Source organism: Pseudomonas sp. 13B_2.1_Bac1 (assembly GCF_025466155.1).
In the GTDB taxonomy this organism is placed as follows: domain Bacteria; phylum Pseudomonadota; class Gammaproteobacteria; order Pseudomonadales; family Pseudomonadaceae; genus Aquipseudomonas; species Aquipseudomonas aylmerensis.
The window spans coordinates 114,754-134,633 of sequence record NZ_JANLOH010000079.1 but is presented as its reverse complement, the minus strand read 5'-3'; the positions used below and the strand labels follow the sequence as shown (position 1 = coordinate 134,633).

The 19,880-nt window shown below is 61.3% G+C and carries 20 protein-coding genes; 14 read left to right on the top strand and 6 right to left on the bottom strand.

The genetic code is table 11. The features are described 5' to 3' along the window. The first annotated feature begins 33 nt into the window (after nt 1-33). From NTD80_RS18385 to NTD80_RS18375, 3 genes are all read left to right on the top strand, one after another. On the top strand, nt 34-939 hold the full coding sequence (locus NTD80_RS18385; protein ID WP_106804977.1) for an alpha/beta hydrolase: 906 nt from the start codon (nt 34-36) through the stop codon (nt 937-939). Continuing rightward, nucleotides 936-1,262, top strand: coding sequence for a hypothetical protein (locus tag NTD80_RS18380; RefSeq protein ID WP_064054946.1), 327 nt, complete (start codon nt 936-938; stop codon nt 1,260-1,262). The genes NTD80_RS18385 and NTD80_RS18380 overlap by 4 nt, the downstream gene beginning before the upstream one ends. Before the next feature lie 168 nt (nt 1,263-1,430). Next, on the top strand, nt 1,431-1,778 hold the full coding sequence (locus tag NTD80_RS18375; RefSeq protein ID WP_262134493.1) for a hypothetical protein: 348 nt from the start codon (nt 1,431-1,433) through the stop codon (nt 1,776-1,778). 382 nt (nt 1,779-2,160) lie between these two features. Here the strand turns inward: NTD80_RS18375 and NTD80_RS18370 are convergent, their stop codons facing one another. The 3 genes from NTD80_RS18370 to NTD80_RS18360 all read right to left on the bottom strand — a co-directional run bounded on the left by NTD80_RS18370 (nt 2,161) and on the right by NTD80_RS18360 (nt 4,047). Beyond that, nucleotides 2,161-2,946 (bottom strand): OmpA family protein, encoded by a 786-nt coding sequence (locus NTD80_RS18370; RefSeq protein ID WP_065903166.1) that lies wholly within the window; start codon nt 2,944-2,946, stop codon nt 2,161-2,163. 55 nt (nt 2,947-3,001) lie between these two features. Continuing rightward, nucleotides 3,002-3,412, bottom strand: a complete 411-nt coding sequence (locus NTD80_RS18365; RefSeq protein WP_177343934.1) for a DUF4398 domain-containing protein — start codon at nt 3,410-3,412, stop codon at nt 3,002-3,004. A gap of 290 nt (nt 3,413-3,702) precedes the next feature. Next, nucleotides 3,703-4,047, bottom strand: coding sequence for a pilin assembly protein (locus tag NTD80_RS18360; protein ID WP_065903159.1), 345 nt, complete (start codon nt 4,045-4,047; stop codon nt 3,703-3,705). Between the two features lie 185 nt (nt 4,048-4,232). Here NTD80_RS18360 and ppc point away from each other — a divergent pair, with 185 nt between their 5' ends. The 7 genes from ppc to NTD80_RS18325 all read left to right on the top strand — a co-directional run bounded on the left by ppc (nt 4,233) and on the right by NTD80_RS18325 (nt 11,461). Then, nucleotides 4,233-6,878: a phosphoenolpyruvate carboxylase gene (gene ppc, locus NTD80_RS18355; RefSeq protein WP_262134492.1), complete on the top strand. Its 2,646-nt coding sequence runs from the start codon at nt 4,233-4,235 to the stop codon at nt 6,876-6,878. A gap of 279 nt (nt 6,879-7,157) precedes the next feature. Continuing rightward, nucleotides 7,158-7,805 carry an adenylate kinase gene (adk, locus tag NTD80_RS18350; protein ID WP_065903153.1) on the top strand — a complete coding sequence of 216 codons (648 nt, stop codon included), beginning with the start codon at nt 7,158-7,160 and terminating at the stop codon, nt 7,803-7,805. Between the two features lie 89 nt (nt 7,806-7,894). Further along, nucleotides 7,895-8,581: a tRNA (adenosine(37)-N6)-threonylcarbamoyltransferase complex dimerization subunit type 1 TsaB gene (tsaB, locus tag NTD80_RS18345; RefSeq protein ID WP_262134490.1), complete on the top strand. Its 687-nt coding sequence runs from the start codon at nt 7,895-7,897 to the stop codon at nt 8,579-8,581. A gap of 160 nt (nt 8,582-8,741) precedes the next feature. Further along, complete coding sequence (locus NTD80_RS18340) at nt 8,742-9,044, top strand: hypothetical protein (RefSeq protein WP_065903149.1); 303 nt, start codon at nt 8,742-8,744, stop codon at nt 9,042-9,044. Continuing rightward, nucleotides 9,044-9,904 (top strand): DUF72 domain-containing protein, encoded by an 861-nt coding sequence (locus NTD80_RS18335; protein WP_262134489.1) that lies wholly within the window; start codon nt 9,044-9,046, stop codon nt 9,902-9,904. The genes NTD80_RS18340 and NTD80_RS18335 overlap by 1 nt, the downstream gene beginning before the upstream one ends. Nucleotides 9,905-9,931: 27 nt before the next feature. Further along, nucleotides 9,932-10,759, top strand: a complete 828-nt coding sequence (locus NTD80_RS18330) for an isocitrate lyase/phosphoenolpyruvate mutase family protein (RefSeq protein WP_262134488.1) — start codon at nt 9,932-9,934, stop codon at nt 10,757-10,759. 27 nt (nt 10,760-10,786) lie between these two features. Continuing rightward, nucleotides 10,787-11,461: an extensin family protein gene (locus NTD80_RS18325; RefSeq protein ID WP_410017421.1), complete on the top strand. Its 675-nt coding sequence runs from the start codon at nt 10,787-10,789 to the stop codon at nt 11,459-11,461. 2 nt (nt 11,462-11,463) lie between these two features. Here the strand turns inward: NTD80_RS18325 and NTD80_RS18320 are convergent, their stop codons facing one another. After that, complete coding sequence (locus tag NTD80_RS18320) at nt 11,464-12,084, bottom strand: energy transducer TonB (RefSeq protein ID WP_106804973.1); 621 nt, start codon at nt 12,082-12,084, stop codon at nt 11,464-11,466. Nucleotides 12,085-12,180: 96 nt separating this feature from the next. On the opposite strand from NTD80_RS18320, the gene NTD80_RS18315 reads away from it, so the two are divergent. Beyond that, nucleotides 12,181-12,963: a class I SAM-dependent methyltransferase gene (locus tag NTD80_RS18315; protein ID WP_262134485.1), complete on the top strand. Its 783-nt coding sequence runs from the start codon at nt 12,181-12,183 to the stop codon at nt 12,961-12,963. 70 nt (nt 12,964-13,033) lie between these two features. On the opposite strand, the gene NTD80_RS18310 is transcribed toward NTD80_RS18315, so the two are convergent. Beyond that, nucleotides 13,034-13,669 (bottom strand): TetR/AcrR family transcriptional regulator, encoded by a 636-nt coding sequence (locus NTD80_RS18310; RefSeq protein ID WP_262134484.1) that lies wholly within the window; start codon nt 13,667-13,669, stop codon nt 13,034-13,036. A gap of 93 nt (nt 13,670-13,762) precedes the next feature. Here NTD80_RS18310 and NTD80_RS18305 point away from each other — a divergent pair, with 93 nt between their 5' ends. From NTD80_RS18305 to NTD80_RS18295, 3 genes are all read left to right on the top strand, one after another. Then, entirely contained in the window at nt 13,763-14,863 is a 1,101-nt protein-coding gene (locus tag NTD80_RS18305; RefSeq protein WP_065903129.1) for an efflux RND transporter periplasmic adaptor subunit, read from the top strand. Between the two features lie 6 nt (nt 14,864-14,869). Further along, complete coding sequence (locus NTD80_RS18300) at nt 14,870-17,935, top strand: efflux RND transporter permease subunit (RefSeq protein ID WP_262134483.1); 3,066 nt, start codon at nt 14,870-14,872, stop codon at nt 17,933-17,935. Between the two features lie 546 nt (nt 17,936-18,481). Next, nucleotides 18,482-19,075, top strand: a complete 594-nt coding sequence (locus tag NTD80_RS18295) for a LysE family translocator (RefSeq protein WP_065903126.1) — start codon at nt 18,482-18,484, stop codon at nt 19,073-19,075. Between the two features lie 81 nt (nt 19,076-19,156). Here NTD80_RS18295 and NTD80_RS18290 read toward each other — a convergent pair whose 3' ends face one another. Then, nucleotides 19,157-19,846, bottom strand: coding sequence for a DUF4197 domain-containing protein (locus NTD80_RS18290; protein ID WP_065903339.1), 690 nt, complete (start codon nt 19,844-19,846; stop codon nt 19,157-19,159). Between the last annotated feature and the right edge of the window lie 34 nt (nt 19,847-19,880).

Sequence of the window (19,880 nt, the reverse complement as noted above, 5' to 3'; positions counted from 1 at the left end):
TGTGTTGTTTAACTACTCACGAGGCTTCAACGGATGAGAATCCTCGGCATTCTATGCCTGCTACTCACATTGAACGGCTGCAGCTCACTGCTGTTCTATCCCGAGCCCGGCCTGCCGTTCACGCCGGAAAAAGCCCACCTGGACTACCGCGACGTCACAGTCACCACCGCCGACGGGGTCAAGCTGCATGCCTGGTGGTTGCCGGCCAAGCCCGGCGTGCCGCTCAAGGGCACAGTGCTGCACCTGCACGGTAACGGCGGCAACCTGGCCTGGCACCTGGGTGGCAGTTGGTGGTTGCCGGAGCAGGGCTACCAGGTGCTGCTCCTGGACTATCGCGGTTATGGGCTGTCGCAGGGCAAGCCGTCATTGCCGGCGGTCTATCAGGACGTAGACGCTGCCTTCAGCTGGCTCGACCAGGCCCCCGAGACACGCGGCCAGCCGCTGATCGTCCTCGGTCAAAGCCTCGGCGGCGCGCTGGCGGTGCATTACCTGGCGGCCCACCCGGAACGACAGGCGCAGCTCAAGGCCCTGGTGCTGGACGGCGTGCCCGCCAGTTATCGTGACGTAGGACAATTCGCCCTGAGCACCTCCTGGTTAACATGGCCGTTTCAGGTGCCGTTGTCCTGGCTGGTGCCGGACGGCGACAGTGCGATCCGCGCCATGCCGCAACTGACCGGAGTGCCCAAGCTGCTGTTCCACAGCCTGGATGACCCGATTGTGCCGGTGGCCAACGGCATCCGCCTGTACCAGGCCGCGCCGCCGCCTCGGGTGTTGCAGTTGACGCGCGGTGGCCACGTGCAGACCTTTGCCGACAAGACCTGGCAAACCGTGATGCTGCGTTACCTGGATGACCCGCAGCACTTCAACGGCCTGCGTCGCCTGGGCGAAATCCCGAATTATCCCGATTCTAAAGTTGATTCATCAGAGAGCCCGCAATGAGCGAAGAACGCAACATGATCCCGCTGATCCTCACCGGCATCGGCACCATCATCGGTACTGTCGGCTGCCTTTGGTACTACGGCTACCTGCACTTCGCCAAGCCGGAAGATGCACTGCTGCTCAGCGATTTCACCCTGCTCAAGACCGTGCCCGGCGAAGACTACAAGATCTCGCTGACCCCGGCCGCGCAGGTGGCGCAGTGCGTCGACGGCGTGCTGGTGATGTTCGACACCGAGCAAAAAGGCTTGAGTGGCGTGTTGGTCAATAACAAGAAGCAGGCGGTACGTTGCCTGGGCCAGGAAACCCCGCAACTGCAGCAGTGACCTGGCACATCGCCCCGTGGGAAAACGCCATTCAACCTGGCGATTAGTCCCTTGCTGCATGTGCGACCCGTTGCTGACCGGAACCATCTTTATTTACCCGCCACAGACTATGGACTGATCGGAGCGACTGATCAGTCCTTTTAATTATTGAGTCTGGAGTTTGCATTTATGGCAGGTATCAACGGTGTATCGGGTTCAGCTGGCTTGTCAGGCATTGGTGGCGGCCAAGGTCCCCAGCAAGGCCTTGATCAGCAGATTCAGGACGTACAAAACAAAATCAAGCAACAGTCACAAGGTTCCCAGGGCAGCCAGGGAAGCGGTGGAGCTGAGGGCGGGGGTGGCATTGAAGAGCTGGAGAAGCTACTGAAGAAACTGCTTGCAGAAAAGGCTCAAGGTGCTCAGGGCGGTGAAGGCGCACAAAACGGCCAGGGTTCACCAGACAGTCAAGGTGGCTCACAGGGCGGCGGCCAAATCCAGTCGCCCGACTACCAGGGTTCCAGCAAAGTCGGCGGCTGATTACCCATCTCTGCAAAGCCCGCCCGTCATGGGCGGGATTTGGTCAGCGACCGGTCGATAATACCGAACCGAGATTTTTTGGAACCATATCGCGTAAGGCACCACACAAAGCGGTGTAACTTACTCAGATCAGGGCCGAGAAAGTGGCGATAATTGCAAATCCTGTACCTCCCGTACATCCGGCAAATCCTGAAAGTCAGGCATTTCGCAACCTGCTGAATATGAGCCGGTGCCATGTAGATCTTGAGCGGCGGACCGCACAGGACCAGAAACAGGACCAGAAGATGAAGATGCCGGACGAGGACACACACCGTCCTATCCAGTTTGGCAATCCATAAAAAAACCCACCGTAAGGTGGGTTTTTTTATCCAGCATCAGGCCATCAGTTCGCGACGGACGAACGTGGTTTGACTGGCTGGTTGTCGTTGGAGATGGTCACTTCGACGCGGCGGTTCATGGCACGGCCCGATACGCTGCTGTTATCGGCAACCGGGTATTCCTTGCCATAGCCCTGGGTCACGATGCGCGAGATGTCCACGCCTTGCTGAGCCAGTGCACGCTGCACGGAAGCTGCACGACGCTCGGACAGGCTCTGGTTGTACGAGTCGGAACCGGTGCTGTCGGTGTAGCCTTCGACGATCACTTTACGGTCCGGGTTGTCGCGCAGGAACTGCGCCAGCTTGGTGATGTTCACCAGGCCGCTGGATTTCAGGTCGGACTTGTTGGTGGCGAACAGCACGTCACCGAAAGTGACCAGCGTACCGCGATCGGTCTGCTTGGCATTCAGGCTGTCCTGCAGTTGCTTGATCTGCGCGTCACGGGCTTGCAGCAGGGCGCGGGCACGTTCGTCGCCGGCGTTTTTCAGCTTGGCTTCGGATTCGCGCAGCACGATGGTGTCTTTCGCCACTTCAACGCGCTGGTTGGTCAGGTAGGCCAGTTGGTCGACTTTCTTCTGGTCTTCCTTGTCGCGGTAGGCCTTGTCAGCCTTGTCCAGCCAGTCCTGGGCGTCCTTGGTTTCCAGCGCCGCTACCTTGGTGGCATTCGGGTTGGCTTGCAGGGCCGAGAAGTTGGTCCGTGCATTTTCCAGGTTCGCGTTCGGCGGGGTGGAGCACGCCGCCAAGGCAACGCTCATCGCCAGCAGGGCAGGGATCATCAATTGTTTACGCATAGTCGTGTCGTCCTTTCAATTCGATATCGGGTGCATTGCAATCAGGGGCGGCGGCTTATTGCTGCTTGATAACAGCTGGGCGCATGCCTTCCTGACGCAGCTCCTGAACAGCTTTCTGGGAGTCCTTCACAGCCTGTTCGGCTTTGGCGGCCTGGGCTTTACGCTCAGCGACGCGAGCGTCCCACTCGGCTTGTTCAGCCAGGCGACGGGCTTCGTCGTAGTTCTTGTCGTGCATGGCAATCTCGGCTTGCTTGAGCTTGTCCTGGGCCGACTTCATTTCTACGGCTGCGTACTCGGTGCCGCCGGCGCTGACAGCGCTGTTCACCGCCGATTGGGTAACTGCGTACTGCTCGGTCGGCGGGTTGCCGGCGCAGCCAGCCAAAACGAAGCTGGTGCCGATTGCCAGCGCGGCCAACTTGAGCCCGCGCAGATGGTTAAACGAGGATTTGGCAGTGCTGGTCTTCATCGTCTTCAACTCCATTGGGTAACTCCTGAAAAACATCAAAATCCATGTCACTGGTCGGCGGTGCGGGGCCCGGCGGTAAAGCACGAAAAGCCCTTTCAAACGGCCGTTCCAAGTGATGGCTTACTGGCTGTGACCGGAGGCTTTTTTCAAAAGTTCAGAAGAGATGGCGATTTGCCTAAAAAAATAACTGACTGAATGGTCAGCGTTAAAAACTTGGAACTTTTGCCGCGCGCGGAGGTAGGTCGGGCCCGTAAAGGGCCCGGATTACAAGGGGCAGGAGGAGAGTGGGGTCAGTGTTTCTGCTCGTCCGAACTGCTCGACATATCGTGCAGATAGCGTCGCGACAGCGTCAGGAAACGTGGGGTAGGGCCGACGTCTTCGTAGAGCGGGTCGCCCTCTTCATCGGTGGCAACCACCTGTTGTCCCTTGATATAGGGAAAGCTGGCTTCCAGCTCTTCGAGGGCGGCGCCGATCAGCTCGCCGAGCAGTTCTTCGGTATGGCGCTTGGGGTACATTTCCGCGATGGCCGCCAGCCTTGCGGCGGACTCCACATCCAGATGGATGGCGTACTCGGTCTTGGTCAAGCGACCCTTGGCGTTCTCTTCCCAATGCTGGGCCAGTTCTCGGATTTTCATGGCAACCTCAATAAAGCCCGCGATGGCAGGCGGTGATGAGTGTCCAGCCGCGTGCGTGGATAAACACAGGCGACTCACAGTTGAGACTAGCTGCAAGTCACAAGGTTTAAAGTCTTGTCATAAACCGATGCTGGCGGCACTCTGGAAAATCTGCGCGTCCCGGATTTCTGGCTGGAGATTGGCTGATGAGTGATATCGATGCACGCTTGCGTGAGGATGTTCACCTCTTGGGTGAGCTGTTGGGCAACACCATTCGAGAGCAGTACGGCGATGATTTTCTCGACAAGATCGAGCAGATCCGCAAGGGCGCCAAGGCCGACCGGCGTGGCGCGGTCGCGGAGAAAGCCGCGGGCGATGAACTGAGCGCCAGCCTCAATCAGTTGAAGGAAGACGAACTGCTGCCCGTCGCGCGGGCCTTCAACCAGTTTCTCAACCTGGCCAATATTGCCGAGCAGTACCAGCTGATTCACCGGCGTGATGAATCGCAACCTGCGCCGTTCGAATCCCGGGTGCTGCCGGAGTTGCTGGCGCGCCTGCAAAGCGAAGGCCACAGCAACGAGTCCCTGGCCCGCCAGTTGGGCCGCCTGGAGATCGAGCTGGTCCTTACCGCCCACCCGACCGAAGTGGCGCGCCGCACCCTGATCCAGAAATACGATGCGATTGCCGCGCAGCTGGCGTTGCAGGATCACCGCGACCTCACCACCGCCGAGCGCGAGCAGATCCGCCAGCGCCTGCAGCGCTTGATCGCCGAAGCCTGGCACACCGAAGAAATCCGCCGCACTCGCCCCACGCCGGTGGACGAGGCCAAGTGGGGCTTTGCGGTGATCGAGCATTCTCTGTGGCATGCCATCCCGAATTATCTGCGCAAGGCTGACCAGGCCTTGCACGCCGCTACCGGCCTGCATTTGCCCCTGGAGGCGGCGCCGATTCGGTTTGCATCGTGGATGGGGGGCGACCGCGACGGCAACCCGAATGTCACCGCGCCGGTCACCCGCGAAGTACTGCTGCTGGCGCGCTGGATGGCGGCCGATCTGTACCTGCGCGATATCGATCACCTGGCGTCCGAATTGTCGATGCAGCACGCCAGCGCGGCGTTGCAGGCCAAGGTCGGTGACAGCGTCGAACCGTACCGTGCGCTGCTCAAGCAATTGCGCGAACGCCTGCGCGCCACGCGCAGTTGGGCGCATGCCTCATTGACGACCAGCACCCCGGCGCCGGCCGAAGTGTTGCAAAACAACCGCGACCTGCTCGACCCGCTGGAGCTGTGCTACGAGTCGCTGCACGAATGCGGCATGGGCGTGATCGCCGATGGTCCGCTGCTCGATTGCCTGCGCCGTGCGGTGACTTTTGGTCTGTTCCTGGTGCGCCTGGACGTGCGCCAGGACTCCAGCCGGCATTCGGCGGCCATGACGGAAATCACCGATTACCTCGGTCTTGGTCGTTATGAAGACTGGGACGAAGAGGCGCGCATCAGTTTCCTGACCAAGGAGCTGGGCAATCGCCGCCCGCTGCTGCCGGGGTATTTCAAACCGTCGGCGGACACGGCCGAGGTGTTGAATACCTGCAAGGAAATCGCCGCCGCGCCGGCGGCGTCGCTGGGTTCCTACGTCATCTCCATGGCCGGCGCCGCGTCGGACGTACTCGCGGTGCAACTGTTGCTGAAAGAGTCGGGCGTGCAACGGCCGATGCGCGTGGTGCCGTTGTTCGAAACCCTGGCTGACCTGGATAACGCCGGGCCGGTGATGGAACGCCTGCTGCAACTGCCGGGCTACCGCGCCCGTTTGCAGGGCCCGCAGGAAGTGATGATCGGCTATTCGGACTCGGCCAAGGACGCCGGCACCACCGCCGCAGCCTGGGCGCAGTACCGGGCGCAGGAACGCCTGGTGGATATCTGCCGCGAGCAACAGGTGGAACTGCTGTTGTTCCATGGCCGTGGCGGCACGGTCGGGCGCGGTGGCGGCCCGGCTCACGCGGCGATCCTGTCGCAGCCGCCGGGTTCGGTGGCGGGGCGTTTCCGCACCACTGAACAAGGCGAAATGATCCGTTTCAAATTCGGCCTGCCGGACATTGCCGAGCAGAACCTCAATCTTTACCTGGCGGCGGTGTTGGAAGCGACGCTGTTGCCGCCGCCTCCGCCGGAACCGGCCTGGCGCCATTTGATGGACGAATTGGCGGCGGATGGTGTCAGCGCTTACCGCGCGGTGGTGCGGGAAAATCCGCAATTCGTCGAGTATTTCCGCCAATCCACACCGGAGCAGGAGCTCGGCCGCTTGCCCCTCGGCAGTCGTCCGGCCAAGCGTCGTGCCGGCGGCATCGAAAGCCTGCGCGCCATCCCGTGGATCTTCGGCTGGACCCAGACCCGCCTGATGCTGCCGGCATGGCTCGGCTGGGAAGCTGCGTTGAGCAAGGCGCTGGAGCGCGGCGAAGGCGAACTGCTCGGGCAGATGCGTGAGCAGTGGCCGTTCTTCCGGACCCGCATCGACATGCTCGAAATGGTCCTGGCCAAGGCGGATGCCGACATTGCGCGGCTGTATGACGAGCGCCTGGTGCAGCCGGACCTGTTGCCATTGGGCGCGCACTTACGCGACCTATTGTCGCAGGCGTGCACGGTGGTGCTTGGCCTGACCGGCCAGTCGCAACTGTTGGCCCATAGCCCCGACACCCTGGAGTTCATCCGCCTGCGCAACACTTACCTTGACCCCCTGCACCTGCTGCAGGCTGAGTTGCTGGCGCGCTCGCGCCAGCAGGAAGCAGCGCAGGACAGCCCTCTGGAACAGGCGCTGCTGGTGTCTGTGGCCGGTATCGCCGCCGGTTTACGCAACACCGGTTGAGGTTTTACGCGTGTTCTCAAAGGCTTGCAGATGAAGTACGCCAGCCGCCAGGAAATGGGCGGTTGGCGTTTGCACGGCCGGGTTGCACTCAGGCACACCCCACCTATGGCGCATGTATGGCGCGGGTTCTTGCGACTTTCGGCGGCTTGTGTGCTTAGGGTCTGCTGTGTATCTTGATCAGCCTTTGGCCGTTTGTGCGGCCCGAATCCTATTTTTACGAGATTGGCCCCACGCGGCGAATCCGAGCGTCATCTCTATAAAAAATTGAGGAGCACATCGATGCGCGTCATTCTGCTGGGAGCTCCCGGGGCCGGTAAAGGTACTCAGGCAAAGTTCATCACTGAAAAATTCGGCATTCCACAAATCTCCACCGGTGACATGCTGCGCGCTGCGGTAAAAGCAGGCACCGAGCTGGGCGTCAAAGCCAAGGGCATCATGGATGCCGGCGGCCTGGTGTCCGATGACCTGATCATCGCCCTGGTCCAGGACCGTATCGCGCAGCCAGATTGCGCCAAGGGTTTCCTGTTCGACGGCTTCCCACGCACCATTCCCCAGGCTGAAGCCCTGGTGACGGCCGGTGTCGAGCTGGATGCCGTGGTCGAAATCGCCGTTGAAGACGAAGAAATCGTCCAGCGTATCGCCGGTCGTCGCGTTCACGAGGCCTCGGGCCGCGTGTACCACACCGTCTACAACCCGCCAAAGGTTGAAGGCAAGGACGATATCACCGGTGAAGACCTGGTGCAGCGTAAGGACGACACCGAAGAAACCGTGCGTCATCGCCTGTCGGTCTACCATTCCCAGACCAAGCCGCTGGTGGATTTCTACCAGAAGCTGTCTGCTGCCCAAGGCAAGCCGAAGTACAGCCACATCCCTGGCGTCGGCTCCGTGGAAGCGATCACCGCCAAGGTGCTGCAAGCCCTGAGCTGATCAATCGCTCGGCTTCACAGTAACGGCCCGCTTGCGGGCCGTTGTTGTTTATACTGGCGCACTTTTTTTCGACTTGGACACCTACACCGATGAGCACCCTGCTGGCCCTGGACACCGCGACTGAAGCTTGCTCCGTTGCCTTGCTGCACGATGGCAAAGTAACGAGCCACTACGAGGTGATCCCACGCCTGCACGCGCAGAAGCTGTTGCCGATGATCAAGCAACTGCTCGAAGACGCCGGCACGACCCTGGCTGCCGTGGATGCCATCGCCTTCGGCCGTGGCCCGGGTGCATTTACGGGCGTGCGGATCGCCATCGGTGTGGTCCAGGGCCTGGCGTTTGCGCTCGAGCGCCCGGTGTTGCCGGTCTCCAACCTGGCGGTGCTGGCCCAGCGTGCCTTGCGCGAGCACGGCGCACGGCAGGTGGCGGCGGCGATTGATGCGCGCATGGATGAAGTCTATTGGGGCTGCTACCGCGAAACCGCTGGCGAAATGCGCCTGGTCGGCGTGGAGGCCGTGCAGCCGCCGGAATCAGCGGCATTGCCAAGTGACGCCAGTGGCGACTGGTTCGGCGCTGGCACCGGTTGGGGGTATGGCGAGCGTATCGCGGTGCCGCTGGTGGGCCAGGACGCCACACTGTTGCCCCATGCCGAAGACCTGCTGACGCTGGCACGCTTTGCATTCGAGCGGGGCGAGGCGATTCCTGCCGACCAGGCGGCCCCGGTGTACCTGCGCGATAAGGTCGCGCAAACCAAGGCCGAGCGCGGGATAATTTGACGTCAAAAATGCTGGCAATTTGGGACTAAAGTCGCCAATCGTCAGAATTTGCCGGCGTTTTTAAACCTTTTACAAATTATGTGTTCTAGTTATCACCAGAGCATTTGCGCGCTACGGATTGCGCCACTAAAATGCCATCACCGATACCGAGTTCGCATCGATGCGTATAGACGGCTTTTCCTCACAGTCCTACCCCATCAAGCGCAAGCCACGTAAGGCGAACGTCACGGTAGACGAGTCCGTCGAGGATTCGCCGGACTTCATCGAAGTCCAGTCTGAAGCATCATCCAGCCAGCAAGGCCCTGCAGGTGCCCGCACCAGCGGCCTTCCAGCCCGTCAGCAAGACATGGTCTTCCCTCGCTCCATGAGCAAAAGCGTCGCCACCGCCCTGGCCAGCTACCTGACCACCGCCGGTTTTGTCGAATGGGATATGGAAGTGCTGGGCCTCGACATCCACATCTGATGCGCCTGCCTTATTTCATCGGTTGCCCTTCCTGGAGCGAAAACGCCTGGCGCGAGTACCTGTACCCCGTCGATGCCCGTTCCAGCGACTACCTCGCGCTGTATTCCCAAGTCTTCAACGCCGTTGAAGGCAATACCACCTTTTACGCCCGACCCTCGGCCGCCACTGTGCAGCGCTGGGCTGAAATCATGCCGGAGGATTTTCGCTTCACCGCTAAATTTCCCGGTGACATCAGCCACGGCGGCGACCTGCGTGAGCAGTTGCCGGCGGCGGAAAGCTTCGTCGGGCTGATGAGCCCGCTGGGTGAGCGCGTCTCGCCGCTGTGGCTGCAACTCTCGGCCAGCTTTTCGCCGCAACGGCTGGGCGAGCTGGCGGGTTTTATCGATGCGCTGGAGCGGCCGCTGGCGGTCGAAGTGCGGCACCCGGAGTTCTTCGCCAAGGGCGATGCCGAGCGCATGCTCAACCGTCTGCTGCGCGACCGCGGGGTTGAACGCATCTGTCTCGACCCGCGTGCATTATTCAGTTGCACATCCACCTCAGCCGCCGTGCTGCATGCCCAATCGAAAAAGCCCAAGGTGCCAACACGACCTGCGGCACTGACCCAGTTTCCCCAGGTGCGTTTTATTGGTCATCCGAAGCTTGAGGCCAATGACCCGTTCCTGATCCCATGGGTGGAAAAAATCGCCGGCTGGATTGAAGAAGGCCGCACCCCCTACGTGTTCCTGCACACCTCGGACAACCGCCTGGCCGCGCAATTGGCCCTGCGCTTTCACGCCAAGTTGATGGCGCGCTTGCCCGGCCTGCCGGCGTTGCCGACCTTGCATCGAGAACCCGCAGCGGAGCAACTGGGGTTACTCTAGGGCTCCTTTTTCCGCCAGGAGTCAGTCATGGATGCCCAAACCCTTCGCGCCGAAACCTTCAAGGCCTTGCATGAGCGCGACCGCGCGTTTGTGATGCCCAACCCGTGGGATGCTGGTTCGGCGATCATGCTCGCCAGCCTCGGCTTTGAAGCCTTGGCCACTACCAGCGCAGGGTATGCCTTCAGCCTGGGGCGGCCGGATGCCGAAGGGGCACTGTCGCTGGAAGACACACTCGTCAATGCCGGGGTGATTGCCCGGGCGACCACGCTGCCGGTGGCGGCCGACCTGGAAAACGGCTTCAGCGACACGCCCGACGGCTGCGCCCAGACCATTCTGCGTGCGGCTGCCAGCGGGATCGTCGGTGGCTCCATCGAAGATGCCACCGGCATTGCCGTCGACCCGATTTATCCCTTTGATCTGTCCGTAGAGCGTGTGGAGGCTGCAGTCGCCGCTGCGCGCAGCCTGCCATTCCCGTTCATGCTCACCGCCCGTGCGGAAAACCTCCTGCATGGTCGCCTGGATTTGCCTGACACCATCCGCCGGCTGCAGGCTTACGCCGAAGCCGGTGCCGATGTGCTGTATGCACCCGGCCTGCGCAGTGCCGAGGACGTGCTGGCGGTGGTCAAGGCCGTCGCGCCCAAGCCTGTGAATGTGCTGATGTCCGGTGGGTTGAAACTGAGCGTGGCGCAATTGAGCGAAATGGGCGTCAAGCGCATCAGCGTGGGCTCGGCCATGGCGTTGGCGGCGTATGGCGAGTTCTACCGGGCCGCGCAGGAAGTCTATTCGTCGGGCACTTTTACCTTCACTGAGCGCTCGATGCCCTACAGCCAGGCGACGCAATTCTTCAAGGACTGACCCGTGCGTTTTTTTACCGTAGTGGGGATGCTGCTGTTGTTGGCCGGCGCTGCGGTGCTGGGTGTCTGGCGCGGCTGGGTGCCTTTACCGGCGGAGTGGAACCCCTGGGCGCCGTTGGATGTGCGTGCCGCCCCGAACCTGCTGACGCGGTTCAAACTCGGGCGGTTGCAGGATGACCCCGCGCTGTGCGACCAGGTACTGAAGACGTCCGGCCTGCGCGTCAGCCATCAAGCGGATACACCGGCCGATGCGGCGTGCCCACTGCGCAATGTGCTGCGCGTGCAGGGTGCCGACGTGGGCTTGAGCAGCAGCTTTCTCGCCAGCTGCCCATTGGCCGTGGCGTTTGCGCTGTTCGAGCGCCACAGCCTGCAACCGGCGGCGCAGGCGGTGTTTGGCCAGGCGGTGACGCGGGTCGATCACTTGGGCAGCTTCGCTTGTCGCAACATCTATAACCGTGCCGAAGGGCGACTCAGCCAGCATGCGTCGGCGAATGCCGTGGATATCGCCGGCTTTCGCCTGGCAGACGGACGCAGCATCAGTGTGCTCAAGGATTGGCCGGGAGAAGGCGACGCTGCGCGCTTTTTGCGCCAGGTGCGCGAGGGCGCCTGCAACGATTTCAATGTGGTGTTGAGCCCGGACTACAACGCCGCGCACCGCAACCATTTCCATCTGGACATGGGGCGCTGGTGGGTGTGTCGCTAGGTTTACGCGGCCAAGCGCAGGTTGTGGGTGATCAATGGGCGAGCCCAGTAATAATCGAAATCCAGGGCTTTTTGCTGCGCCACCAACTCCTCTTCGGGGTACGGCGTGGCGGCCGGCGGCAACAGATCCAGTTCGAACTCGGCAATCGGCAAGTGCAGTGGCCGTGGCTCAGGCGCCGGGCCTGGTTCGGGCAGTGGCTGGCCGGCGGTCAGCACGATCGGGCGGACCCAGCCGCTCTCGAAATTCTGCTGGCGTTGCTGGGCGACGATTTCTTCCGGTGGGAACGGGGTTGCCGGCGGTGGCAGCAACTCGGTCTCAAATTCGGCAATCGGCAGGAACAGCGGCTCAGGCGGGGCGATTTCGGTGTCTTTCACCTCGCATTCACGCTGGGTCAGAATCTGCGACAACAGATCGGCACCTTCGCTGGGCTCGACCGCCGGGTCCAGCGGCTCAGGCGCCTTGGCGGCGAGCGCGTCCGGCGTCTCACCGAGCTGCTCGGCCAGCGCGCGGGCGAAGAAGTCCTGCCACACATGACTCACCCCGGCCAGCGCTTGAGTATTGCGCAGGCCGTAGTGGTTGTGGGTCGGCAGTACACCGATGGTTAGGGGAAGAATGTCTGACATTTTTCTCGGTCGACGCTCAGCTCTGGCAAAATACCTGACTGTTGTTTTTATCGGCCGACTTTTGCCGATCCTTAATATTTTTGAGCGTAGTGATTGATGAGCGAACAACCCGCGGCCAGCCGCATCCAGGTCGAGGCCTTGGCCGAAGGTTTCAAGGACCGCGCCGAGCAGTGGGCTGCGCTGCTTGGCTTGCCGTTGCAGCTGGACGAAGCGGACTTTTCCCTGCAGGTTGGCGAGCAGGGCCTGCAGCTGCAACAGCTGGGCCCTGATGCACCGGGGCCGGTGCGCGTGGACTTCGTGGAAGGCGGTGCTGCTCACCGCCGGTTATACGGCGGCGGCAGCGGCCAGATGATTGCCAAGGCCGTGGGCATCGCCCAGGGCGTGCGTCCGCGCGTGCTGGACGCCACGGCCGGGCTGGGCAAGGACGCGTTCGTGCTGGCCAGCCTCGGCTGCGAGATGAGCCTGATCGAGCGCCAGCCGTTGATCGGCGCCTTGCTCGAAGACGGCCTGGCGCGCGCTGCGCAGGATTTTGACGTGGCGCCGATCGTGGCGCGCATGACCTTGCTCAAGGGCAATTCCATCGACGTGATGCTCAACTGGCAAGGTGAGCCGCCCCAGGTGATCTACCTCGACCCGATGTTTCCCCATCGTGAGAAAACCGCCCTGGTGAAGAAGGAAATGCGCTTGTTCCGGCCACTGGTCGGCGATGATCCGGACGCCCCGGCGTTGCTCGCTGCCGCCCTGGCCCTGGCCAGCCACCGCGTGGTGGTCAAGCGTCCACGCAAGGCGCCGTGCATCGACGGGCCCAAGCCGAGCCATGCGCTGGATGGCAAGTCCAGCCGGTATGACATCTATCCCAAGAAGGCGCTCAAGCCTTAAGCCTTCATTGACCTGCAGGGTCCTATCGCTGGCAGGCCAGCGATAGGACCGGTCAAGACAGCACAGCGTTTCAGGCCCGGTAAGCGCGCATAAACAACCCCACCACCTCCTGCACATGCGCTTCGGCGTCTGCGTCGCTCAAGTGTCCGCCGCAGCCATACAACAGGCAGAAATTCGCCGTGCCCTTGAGCAGGCAGAAGAAGTGTTCGGCTGCCCTGAACGGTTTGTCGATGGCCAGGGCGCCGCTCTGGTCGATCCTGCTCAGCAGCCGCTCCATGCCTTGCAGCATGCGCATGGGCCCGGCCTCGAAGAAGATCTGTGAGAGTTTCACGTCCTGATTGCCGGTGGTCATCATCAGGCGATGCAGGTTCACCGATTCCTCGCTGTTGATCAGCCGATGGAACCCCCGCGCGATATTCAGCAACACCGTCTCCACCGGTAGCCCTTCGGGCAGTTCGAAGTACATCACCGGCAATTGTTCTTCGCACGTGGCCACCACGGCAGCGGTGAACAAGGTTTCCTTGTCGGTGAAGTGGCTGTAGACGGTCAGCTTCGACACGCCGGCTTCAAGCGCCACGGCATCCATGCTGGTGCTGGCGTAGCCATTGCTCAAGAACAGGATCTTCGCTGCCGAGAGGATAGCCTGGCGTTTTGCCATGTCCTTGGGGCGCCCGGGGCTATTGGTGTTTACAGGATTGTCGGACATTTTCACCTTTAATACTGGACTGGTGAGTTTGGTATTAATAACATACCGGCCAGTATAATTATTCCTAGCTCCATTTGCGAAAGGTCCTTCAGCATGCGCAGTACTTTCCTGCCCCTTGCGTTGCCTGTCAGCTTGGTCTTCCTGTTGGCCGCCTGCGGCCATGAAGAAGCGGCCCAGACCACCCTCCGCCCAGCCATGGTGGTGCAGCCGCAGCCATCGGCGCAGGCGACCGACAGCTACCCGGGTGAAGTGCGTGCCCGCTACGAGCCGGACCTGGCCTTTCGCATCGGCGGCAAAGTCAGCAAACGGCTAGTGGAGGAGGGCGAGCGCGTCAAGGCCAACCAGCCGCTGGCGGAACTCGACCCGCAGGACGTGCGCCTGCAACTGGAGGCCACCCGCGCCCAGGTGGCCGCGGCCGAGGCCAACCTGAGCCTGGTGCGCGCCGAGCGGGATCGCTACAAGACCCTGATGGACCGTCAGATGGTCAGCCGCTCCCAGTACGATAATTCCGAAAACCTTTACCGATCCGGTGAAGCGCGCCTCAAGCAAATCAAGGCCGAATTCGACGTGTCCAGCAATCAGGCCGGGTACGCCGTGCTGCGTGCGCCCCAGGATGGTGTGGTCGCCAAGCGTGCGGTAGAGGTCGGCCAGGTGGTGTCCGCCGGGCAGACGGTGTTCACCCTGGCCACCGATGGCGAGCGCGAAGTGCTGATCAGCTTGCCGGAGCAAGGGTTCGGCCGCTTCAAGATTGGCCAGCCGGTGTCGGTCGAACTGTGGAGCCAGCCGGACCAGCGTTTCGCCGGGCGCATTCGTGAGCTGTCACCGGCTGCCGATCCCAAGTCGCGCACCTTTGCTGCCCGCGTCGCCTTCACCGGTGGCAAAGTCCCGGCCGAGTTGGGTCAGAGTGCCCGCGTCTTCATACAGGCCGACGGCGTAATTCCGTTGTCGGTACCGCTGTCTGCCCTCAGTGCGGAGAACGGTGAGTCCTACGTCTGGCGTGTGCAGCCGGACAATACCCTCAAGCGCACCCCCGTGCGCATCGGCGCCTTCGGTGAAAAGACCGTCCCGGTGCTGGAAGGCTTGAGCCCTTCTGATTGGGTGATAGCCGCCGGTGTGCATGTGCTTCACGAGGGCCAGCAAGTGCGCCCGGTGGATCGCTCCAACCGTGTGGTGAATCTGGCGGCCAAGGAGTAGTCCCCGATGGGTTTCAATCTTTCCGAATGGGCGCTGCGTAATCGCCAGATCGTACTGTTCCTGATGATCTTGCTGGCGCTGGTCGGCACCTTGTCCTACACCAAGCTGGGACAAAGCGAAGACCCACCGTTTACCTTCAAGGCCATGGTGATCAAGACCAACTGGCCCGGTGCCACGGCCCAGGAAGTTTCACGCCAGGTGACCGAGCGTATCGAGAAGAAACTCATGGAGACCGGCGACTACGAGCGCATCGTCTCGTTCTCGCGTCCCGGCGAATCCCAGGTCACCTTCATGGCCCGCGACTCCATGCACTCGGCGCAGATTCCCGAGTTGTGGTACCAGGTACGCAAGAAGATCAGCGATATTCGCCAGACCCTGCCGCCGGATATCCAGGGACCGTTTTTCAATGATGAATTCGGCACCACCTTTGGCAACATCTACGCGCTGACCGGCGATGGTTTTGACTACGCGGTGCTCAAGGACTACGCCGACCGTATCCAGATTCAGCTGCAGCGCGTGCCGGATGTGGGCAAGGTCGAGCTGCTGGGCCTGCAGGACGAAAAGATCTGGATCGAGTTATCCAACCTCAAGCTCGCCACTCTCAGCCTGCCATTGGCGGCGGTGCAGCAGGCGCTGCAGGAACAGAACGCGGTGTCCACCGCCGGGTTCTTTGAAACGCCGAGCGAGCGTGTGCAACTGCGGGTGTCGGGCAACTTCAAGACGGTGGACGAGATCCGCGCTTTCCCGATTCGGGTGGGTGATCGTACCTTCCGCATCGGTGATGTGGCCGACATCCACCGCGGCTTCAACGACCCACCGGCACCGCGCATGCGCTACATGGGCGAAGACGCCATTGGCCTAGCCGTGGCCATGCGTGATGGTGGCGACATCCTGGTGTTGGGCAAGGCGCTGGAAGGCGAATTCGCACGCTTGCAGAAGAACCTTCCTGCCGGCATGCAACTGCGCAAGGTGTCGGACCAACCGGCAGCGGTGAAAACCAGTGTCGGCGAATTCGTCCAGGTCCTGGCTGAGGCCCTGGCGATTGTTTTGCTGGTGAGTTTCTTCTCCCTCGGCATTCGCACCGGCATGGTCGTGGCGCTGGCGATTCCGTTGGTGCTGGCGATGACCTTTGCCAGCATGTATTACCTTGGCATCGGCCTGCACAAGATCTCCCTCGGTGCGCTGGTATTGGCCCTGGGTTTGCTGGTGGACGATGCGATCATCGCCGTGGAGATGATGGCAATCAAGATGGAGCAGGGCTACGACCGCCTTAAAGCCGCGAGTTTCGCCTGGACCAGCACTGCGTTCCCGATGCTCACCGGCACGTTGATCACGGCGGCGGGCTTTCTGCCCATCGCCACCGCGCAGTCGAGTACCGGTGAATACACCCGCTCGATCTTCCAGGTGGTGACCATTGCGTTGCTGGCCTCGTGGGTCGCTGCGGTGGTGTTCGTGCCGTATCTGGGGGAAAAGCTCCTGCCGGACCTGGCGAAAATTCACGCAGCTAAACACGGCGCCGATGGTCCGGATCCCTACGGAACGCCTTTCTATCAGCGCGTAAGACGTTTGGTGGAATGGTGCGTGCGCCGGCGTAAAACCGTGATCGTCCTGACGCTGCTACTGTTTATCGGCTCGGTGGCACTGTTCCGTTTTGTCCCACAGCAGTTCTTCCCGGCCTCGGGCCGCCTGGAGCTGATGGTCGACTTGAAACTGGCCGAAGGCACCTCCCTGAGCAACACCGCCGATCAGGTCAAGCGCCTGGAAGCCCTGCTCAAGGAACATGCCGGCATCGATAACTATGTGGCCTACGTCGGTACCGGCTCGCCGCGTTTCTATCTGCCGTTGGACCAGCAACTGCCGGCGGCCAGCTTTGCGCAGTTCGTGGTGCTGGCCAAGACCATCGAGGAGCGCGAAAGCCTGCGCACCTGGCTGATCGAAACCCTCAACGAACAATTTCCCGAGCTGCGCTCACGTGTCACGCGCCTGGAAAACGGCCCGCCTGTGGGCTACCCGGTGCAGTTTCGCGTGACCGGTGAACACATCGAAGAAGTCCGCGCCCTCGCACGCAAAGTGGCGGCCAAGGTGCGCGAAAATACCCACGTGGTCAATGTGCACCTGGACTGGGAAGAACCGAGCAAAATCGTCTACCTCAATATCGACCAGGACCGCGCCCGCGCCCTCGGTGTGAGCACCGCCAACCTGTCGAAATTCCTCCAGAGTTCACTCACCGGTTCCAGCGTCAGCCAGTTCCGCGAAGACAACGAGCTGATCGAAATCCTCCTGCGCGGCACCGTGCATGAGCGCACCGAGTTGTCGCTGCTGCCGAGCCTCGCCGTGCCGACCGACAACGGCAAAAGCGTGGCGCTGTCGCAGATTGCGACCCTTGAGTACGGCTTTGAGGAGGGCATCATCTGGCACCGCAACCGTCTGCCGACGGTGACCGTGCGCGCTGATATCTACGGCAAGGAACAGCCGGCGACGCTGGTCCAGCAGATCCTGCCGACCCTTGAAGAGGTGCGCGCCGAACTGCCGGATGGCTACTTGCTGGAAGTCGGCGGTACCGTTGAAGACTCTACCCGCGGGCAGAACTCGGTGAAGGCTGGCGTGCCGCTGTTCATCGTGGTGGTGCTGACCTTGCTGATGCTACAGCTGCGCAGTTTCTCACGCACGGCGATGGTGTTTCTTACAGCGCCTCTGGGATTGATCGGTGTGACGCTGTTCCTGCTAGTGTTCCGCCAGCCTTTCGGGTTCGTGGCCATGCTGGGCACCATCGCGTTGTCGGGGATGATCATGCGTAACTCGGTGATCCTGGTGGACCAGATCGAACAGGACATCAAGGCCGGGCTGGCGCCGTGGCAGGCGATCATAGAAGCCACCGTGCGACGTTTCCGCCCGATTGTGCTCACGGCCCTGGCGGCGGTACTGGCGATGATCCCGCTGTCACGCAGTGTGTTCTTCGGGCCGATGGCCGTGGCGATCATGGGCGGGCTGATTGTGGCGACGGCATTGACGTTGCTGTTCTTGCCGGCGCTGTACGCGGCGTGGTTCCGGGTGAGGAAGGATGTCGTGTAGGCCTGAGAGTGACTTGGCGCGCTGATTGGGAACCTTTTTCTCACGCGTGCCACACAAGGTTACCTGTCAGGCAGGTACTTTATTCGGTCGGTTTGATCGCGAAGATAAAGTTTCCATGACATTCATAGAGGCGGAAATCAGATGATTGGCAATTTGTATATGATGGTGGGTCAAATGTTGGGTGGCCAGCTACCGCAAGCGAGCCACGGTTGTGACTCACATCAGCATAGGCAAAACCGGCTGGAAGAAAGAGTATCGAACATGGAAAACAGATCGATTAACTGGCCTGCGCAACCCACAAGCAGTATCTCGATCCAGAACACCAACACAAACACCCTCATCAGCCGCTGAATGCTTTGATTGTCTGCGTGCGTCTTTTCGCACTCTGCAATTGCAAGAGCCCCGAACACCACGGGGCGTTTGCTTTTTTCACGATAAATAACCGCCTCTGTGATACAACGCCCCCAACACTTTGTTCGCCAGGTTGGCAGCCGTAACAGCCATCGGCGCAAAGACCATCGATCATGACCGACTTAGGATAATTTCATGCTGGGTACCGTTTCGGCGCTGGTGCTGCTCCTGGCTGTGCCCGGGCCGACAAACACCCTGCTGCTGCGCGCGGGCATGCTGCTTGGTTTTCGGACGTCGTGGAAACTGGCCTTCGTCGAGTGCTTGGCCTACGTGCTGCAAGTCTCCCTGTGGGGCGTTGCGCTGGTTTATCTGGCCGCGTATTCGCCTTGGGCATTGAAGGCTACGCAAATGGCTGCGGCCTGTTACTTGCTGTACGTTTCCTACCAGCTATGGCAACGCAAGGGCGAAACCATCACCCCAGGCAAGGATCGATTCTCCGGGCTTTATTTCTTCTGGCTGACAGTGATGAATCCCAAGGGCCTGTTGATCGTTTCCTTCATCGCTCCAGCGCACACCTTTACCGCGCTGGCGGACTACGCGCTCTTCATGACTACGCTGGCGCTGGTAGTGATACCCGTGGGGTCGGCCTGGATAATGCTCGGCGGTCAATTCGAGGGTATTCGCAAGACCTGGCTGACGCCCTTGAAGATCAATCGTGCGACCTCTGTGGCCATCTGCTGTTTTGCCACGCTCATGATAGGGCGACTGGCTGACTCGCTGTTTTATTGAGCCGCTGACATAAAAACGCCAGGCATCGTGATGAACGATCCTGGCGTTGTGAGGGGGGGGCACCCAACGGGCGATCTGGAATTACAACGCGCCAAACACCTTCTTCGCCAGGCTGGTCGCCGCAGCGGCCGGGTTCTTGCGAATCGTCTCTTCCTGCTGCGCAATCATCTTGAACAAACCGTCCAGTGCCTGCTCGGTCACGTAGTTCTCGACGTTGGCGCTCTTGGCATCCACGGCGCCAAAGGCTGCGGCCTTGCCGGCCAGGGCGTTGTACTGCTGGGCCACGCCGACCTTGTCGGTGGCGGCCTTGACGATCGGCAGGAACTTGGCGCGGATTTCTTCGCGGCTGCTTTTGTTCAGGTACTGAGTGGCCGAGTCCTGGCCGCCGGTGAGAATGCCCTTGGCGTCGGTCACGCTCATGTTTTTCACGGCATTGACCAGGATCGGCTGGGCCTGGGTCACGGCGGTTTCGGCGGCCTTGTTCATGCTGGTTTCCAGCTGGGTGACCTGGTCGCCCATACCGAACATTTTCAACTTGTCGGCGACTTTGCCGAGCTTGCCTGGCAGACCGATCTTCACTTCAGGGTTGTTGCTGAAACCGCCGGGCACGCCCAGTTGTTTCACGGCGATCTGTGCGCCCTGGGTCAGTGCGTCCTTGAGGCCGCCGGTGGCGTCGCCCTGGGACAGGCTGCCAAGGTTCAAGGCCATGGCGTTGGCGCCGAACAGCAGGCCGGCGCACAGGGCAGTGAGGCGAAGGGAATTACGGAGCATGGGCGCTTCCTTATGTGCGTAAATCAAGTGTTCG

Excerpts from the sequence above, each read along its gene's own strand:
- NTD80_RS18370 (WP_065903166.1), bottom strand. The coding sequence starts at position 2,946 with ATGCGTAAACAATTGATGATCCCTGCCCTGCTGGCGATGAGCGTTGCC.
- NTD80_RS18340 (WP_065903149.1), top strand. The coding sequence starts at position 8,742 with ATGCGTATAGACGGCTTTTCCTCACAGTCCTACCCCATCAAGCGCAAG.
- NTD80_RS18320 (WP_106804973.1), bottom strand. The coding sequence starts at position 12,084 with ATGTCAGACATTCTTCCCCTAACCATCGGTGTACTGCCGACCCACAAC.
- NTD80_RS18330 (WP_262134488.1), top strand. The coding sequence starts at position 9,932 with ATGGATGCCCAAACCCTTCGCGCCGAAACCTTCAAGGCCTTGCATGAG.
- NTD80_RS18310 (WP_262134484.1), bottom strand. The coding sequence starts at position 13,669 with ATGTCCGACAATCCTGTAAACACCAATAGCCCCGGGCGCCCCAAGGAC.
- NTD80_RS18335 (WP_262134489.1), top strand. The coding sequence starts at position 9,044 with ATGCGCCTGCCTTATTTCATCGGTTGCCCTTCCTGGAGCGAAAACGCC.
- NTD80_RS18360 (WP_065903159.1), bottom strand. The coding sequence starts at position 4,047 with ATGAAAATCCGAGAACTGGCCCAGCATTGGGAAGAGAACGCCAAGGGT.
- NTD80_RS18365 (WP_177343934.1), bottom strand. The coding sequence starts at position 3,412 with ATGAAGACCAGCACTGCCAAATCCTCGTTTAACCATCTGCGCGGGCTC.
- adk (WP_065903153.1), top strand. The coding sequence starts at position 7,158 with ATGCGCGTCATTCTGCTGGGAGCTCCCGGGGCCGGTAAAGGTACTCAG.
- NTD80_RS18380 (WP_064054946.1), top strand. The coding sequence starts at position 936 with ATGAGCGAAGAACGCAACATGATCCCGCTGATCCTCACCGGCATCGGC.
- NTD80_RS18290 (WP_065903339.1), bottom strand. The coding sequence starts at position 19,846 with ATGCTCCGTAATTCCCTTCGCCTCACTGCCCTGTGCGCCGGCCTGCTG.
- NTD80_RS18315 (WP_262134485.1), top strand. The coding sequence starts at position 12,181 with ATGAGCGAACAACCCGCGGCCAGCCGCATCCAGGTCGAGGCCTTGGCC.
- tsaB (WP_262134490.1), top strand. The coding sequence starts at position 7,895 with ATGAGCACCCTGCTGGCCCTGGACACCGCGACTGAAGCTTGCTCCGTT.
- NTD80_RS18295 (WP_065903126.1), top strand. The coding sequence starts at position 18,482 with ATGCTGGGTACCGTTTCGGCGCTGGTGCTGCTCCTGGCTGTGCCCGGG.
- NTD80_RS18305 (WP_065903129.1), top strand. The coding sequence starts at position 13,763 with ATGCGCAGTACTTTCCTGCCCCTTGCGTTGCCTGTCAGCTTGGTCTTC.
- NTD80_RS18325 (WP_410017421.1), top strand. The coding sequence starts at position 10,787 with ATGCTGCTGTTGTTGGCCGGCGCTGCGGTGCTGGGTGTCTGGCGCGGC.
- ppc (WP_262134492.1), top strand. The coding sequence starts at position 4,233 with ATGAGTGATATCGATGCACGCTTGCGTGAGGATGTTCACCTCTTGGGT.
- NTD80_RS18300 (WP_262134483.1), top strand. The coding sequence starts at position 14,870 with ATGGGTTTCAATCTTTCCGAATGGGCGCTGCGTAATCGCCAGATCGTA.
- NTD80_RS18385 (WP_106804977.1), top strand. The coding sequence starts at position 34 with ATGAGAATCCTCGGCATTCTATGCCTGCTACTCACATTGAACGGCTGC.
- NTD80_RS18375 (WP_262134493.1), top strand. The coding sequence starts at position 1,431 with ATGGCAGGTATCAACGGTGTATCGGGTTCAGCTGGCTTGTCAGGCATT.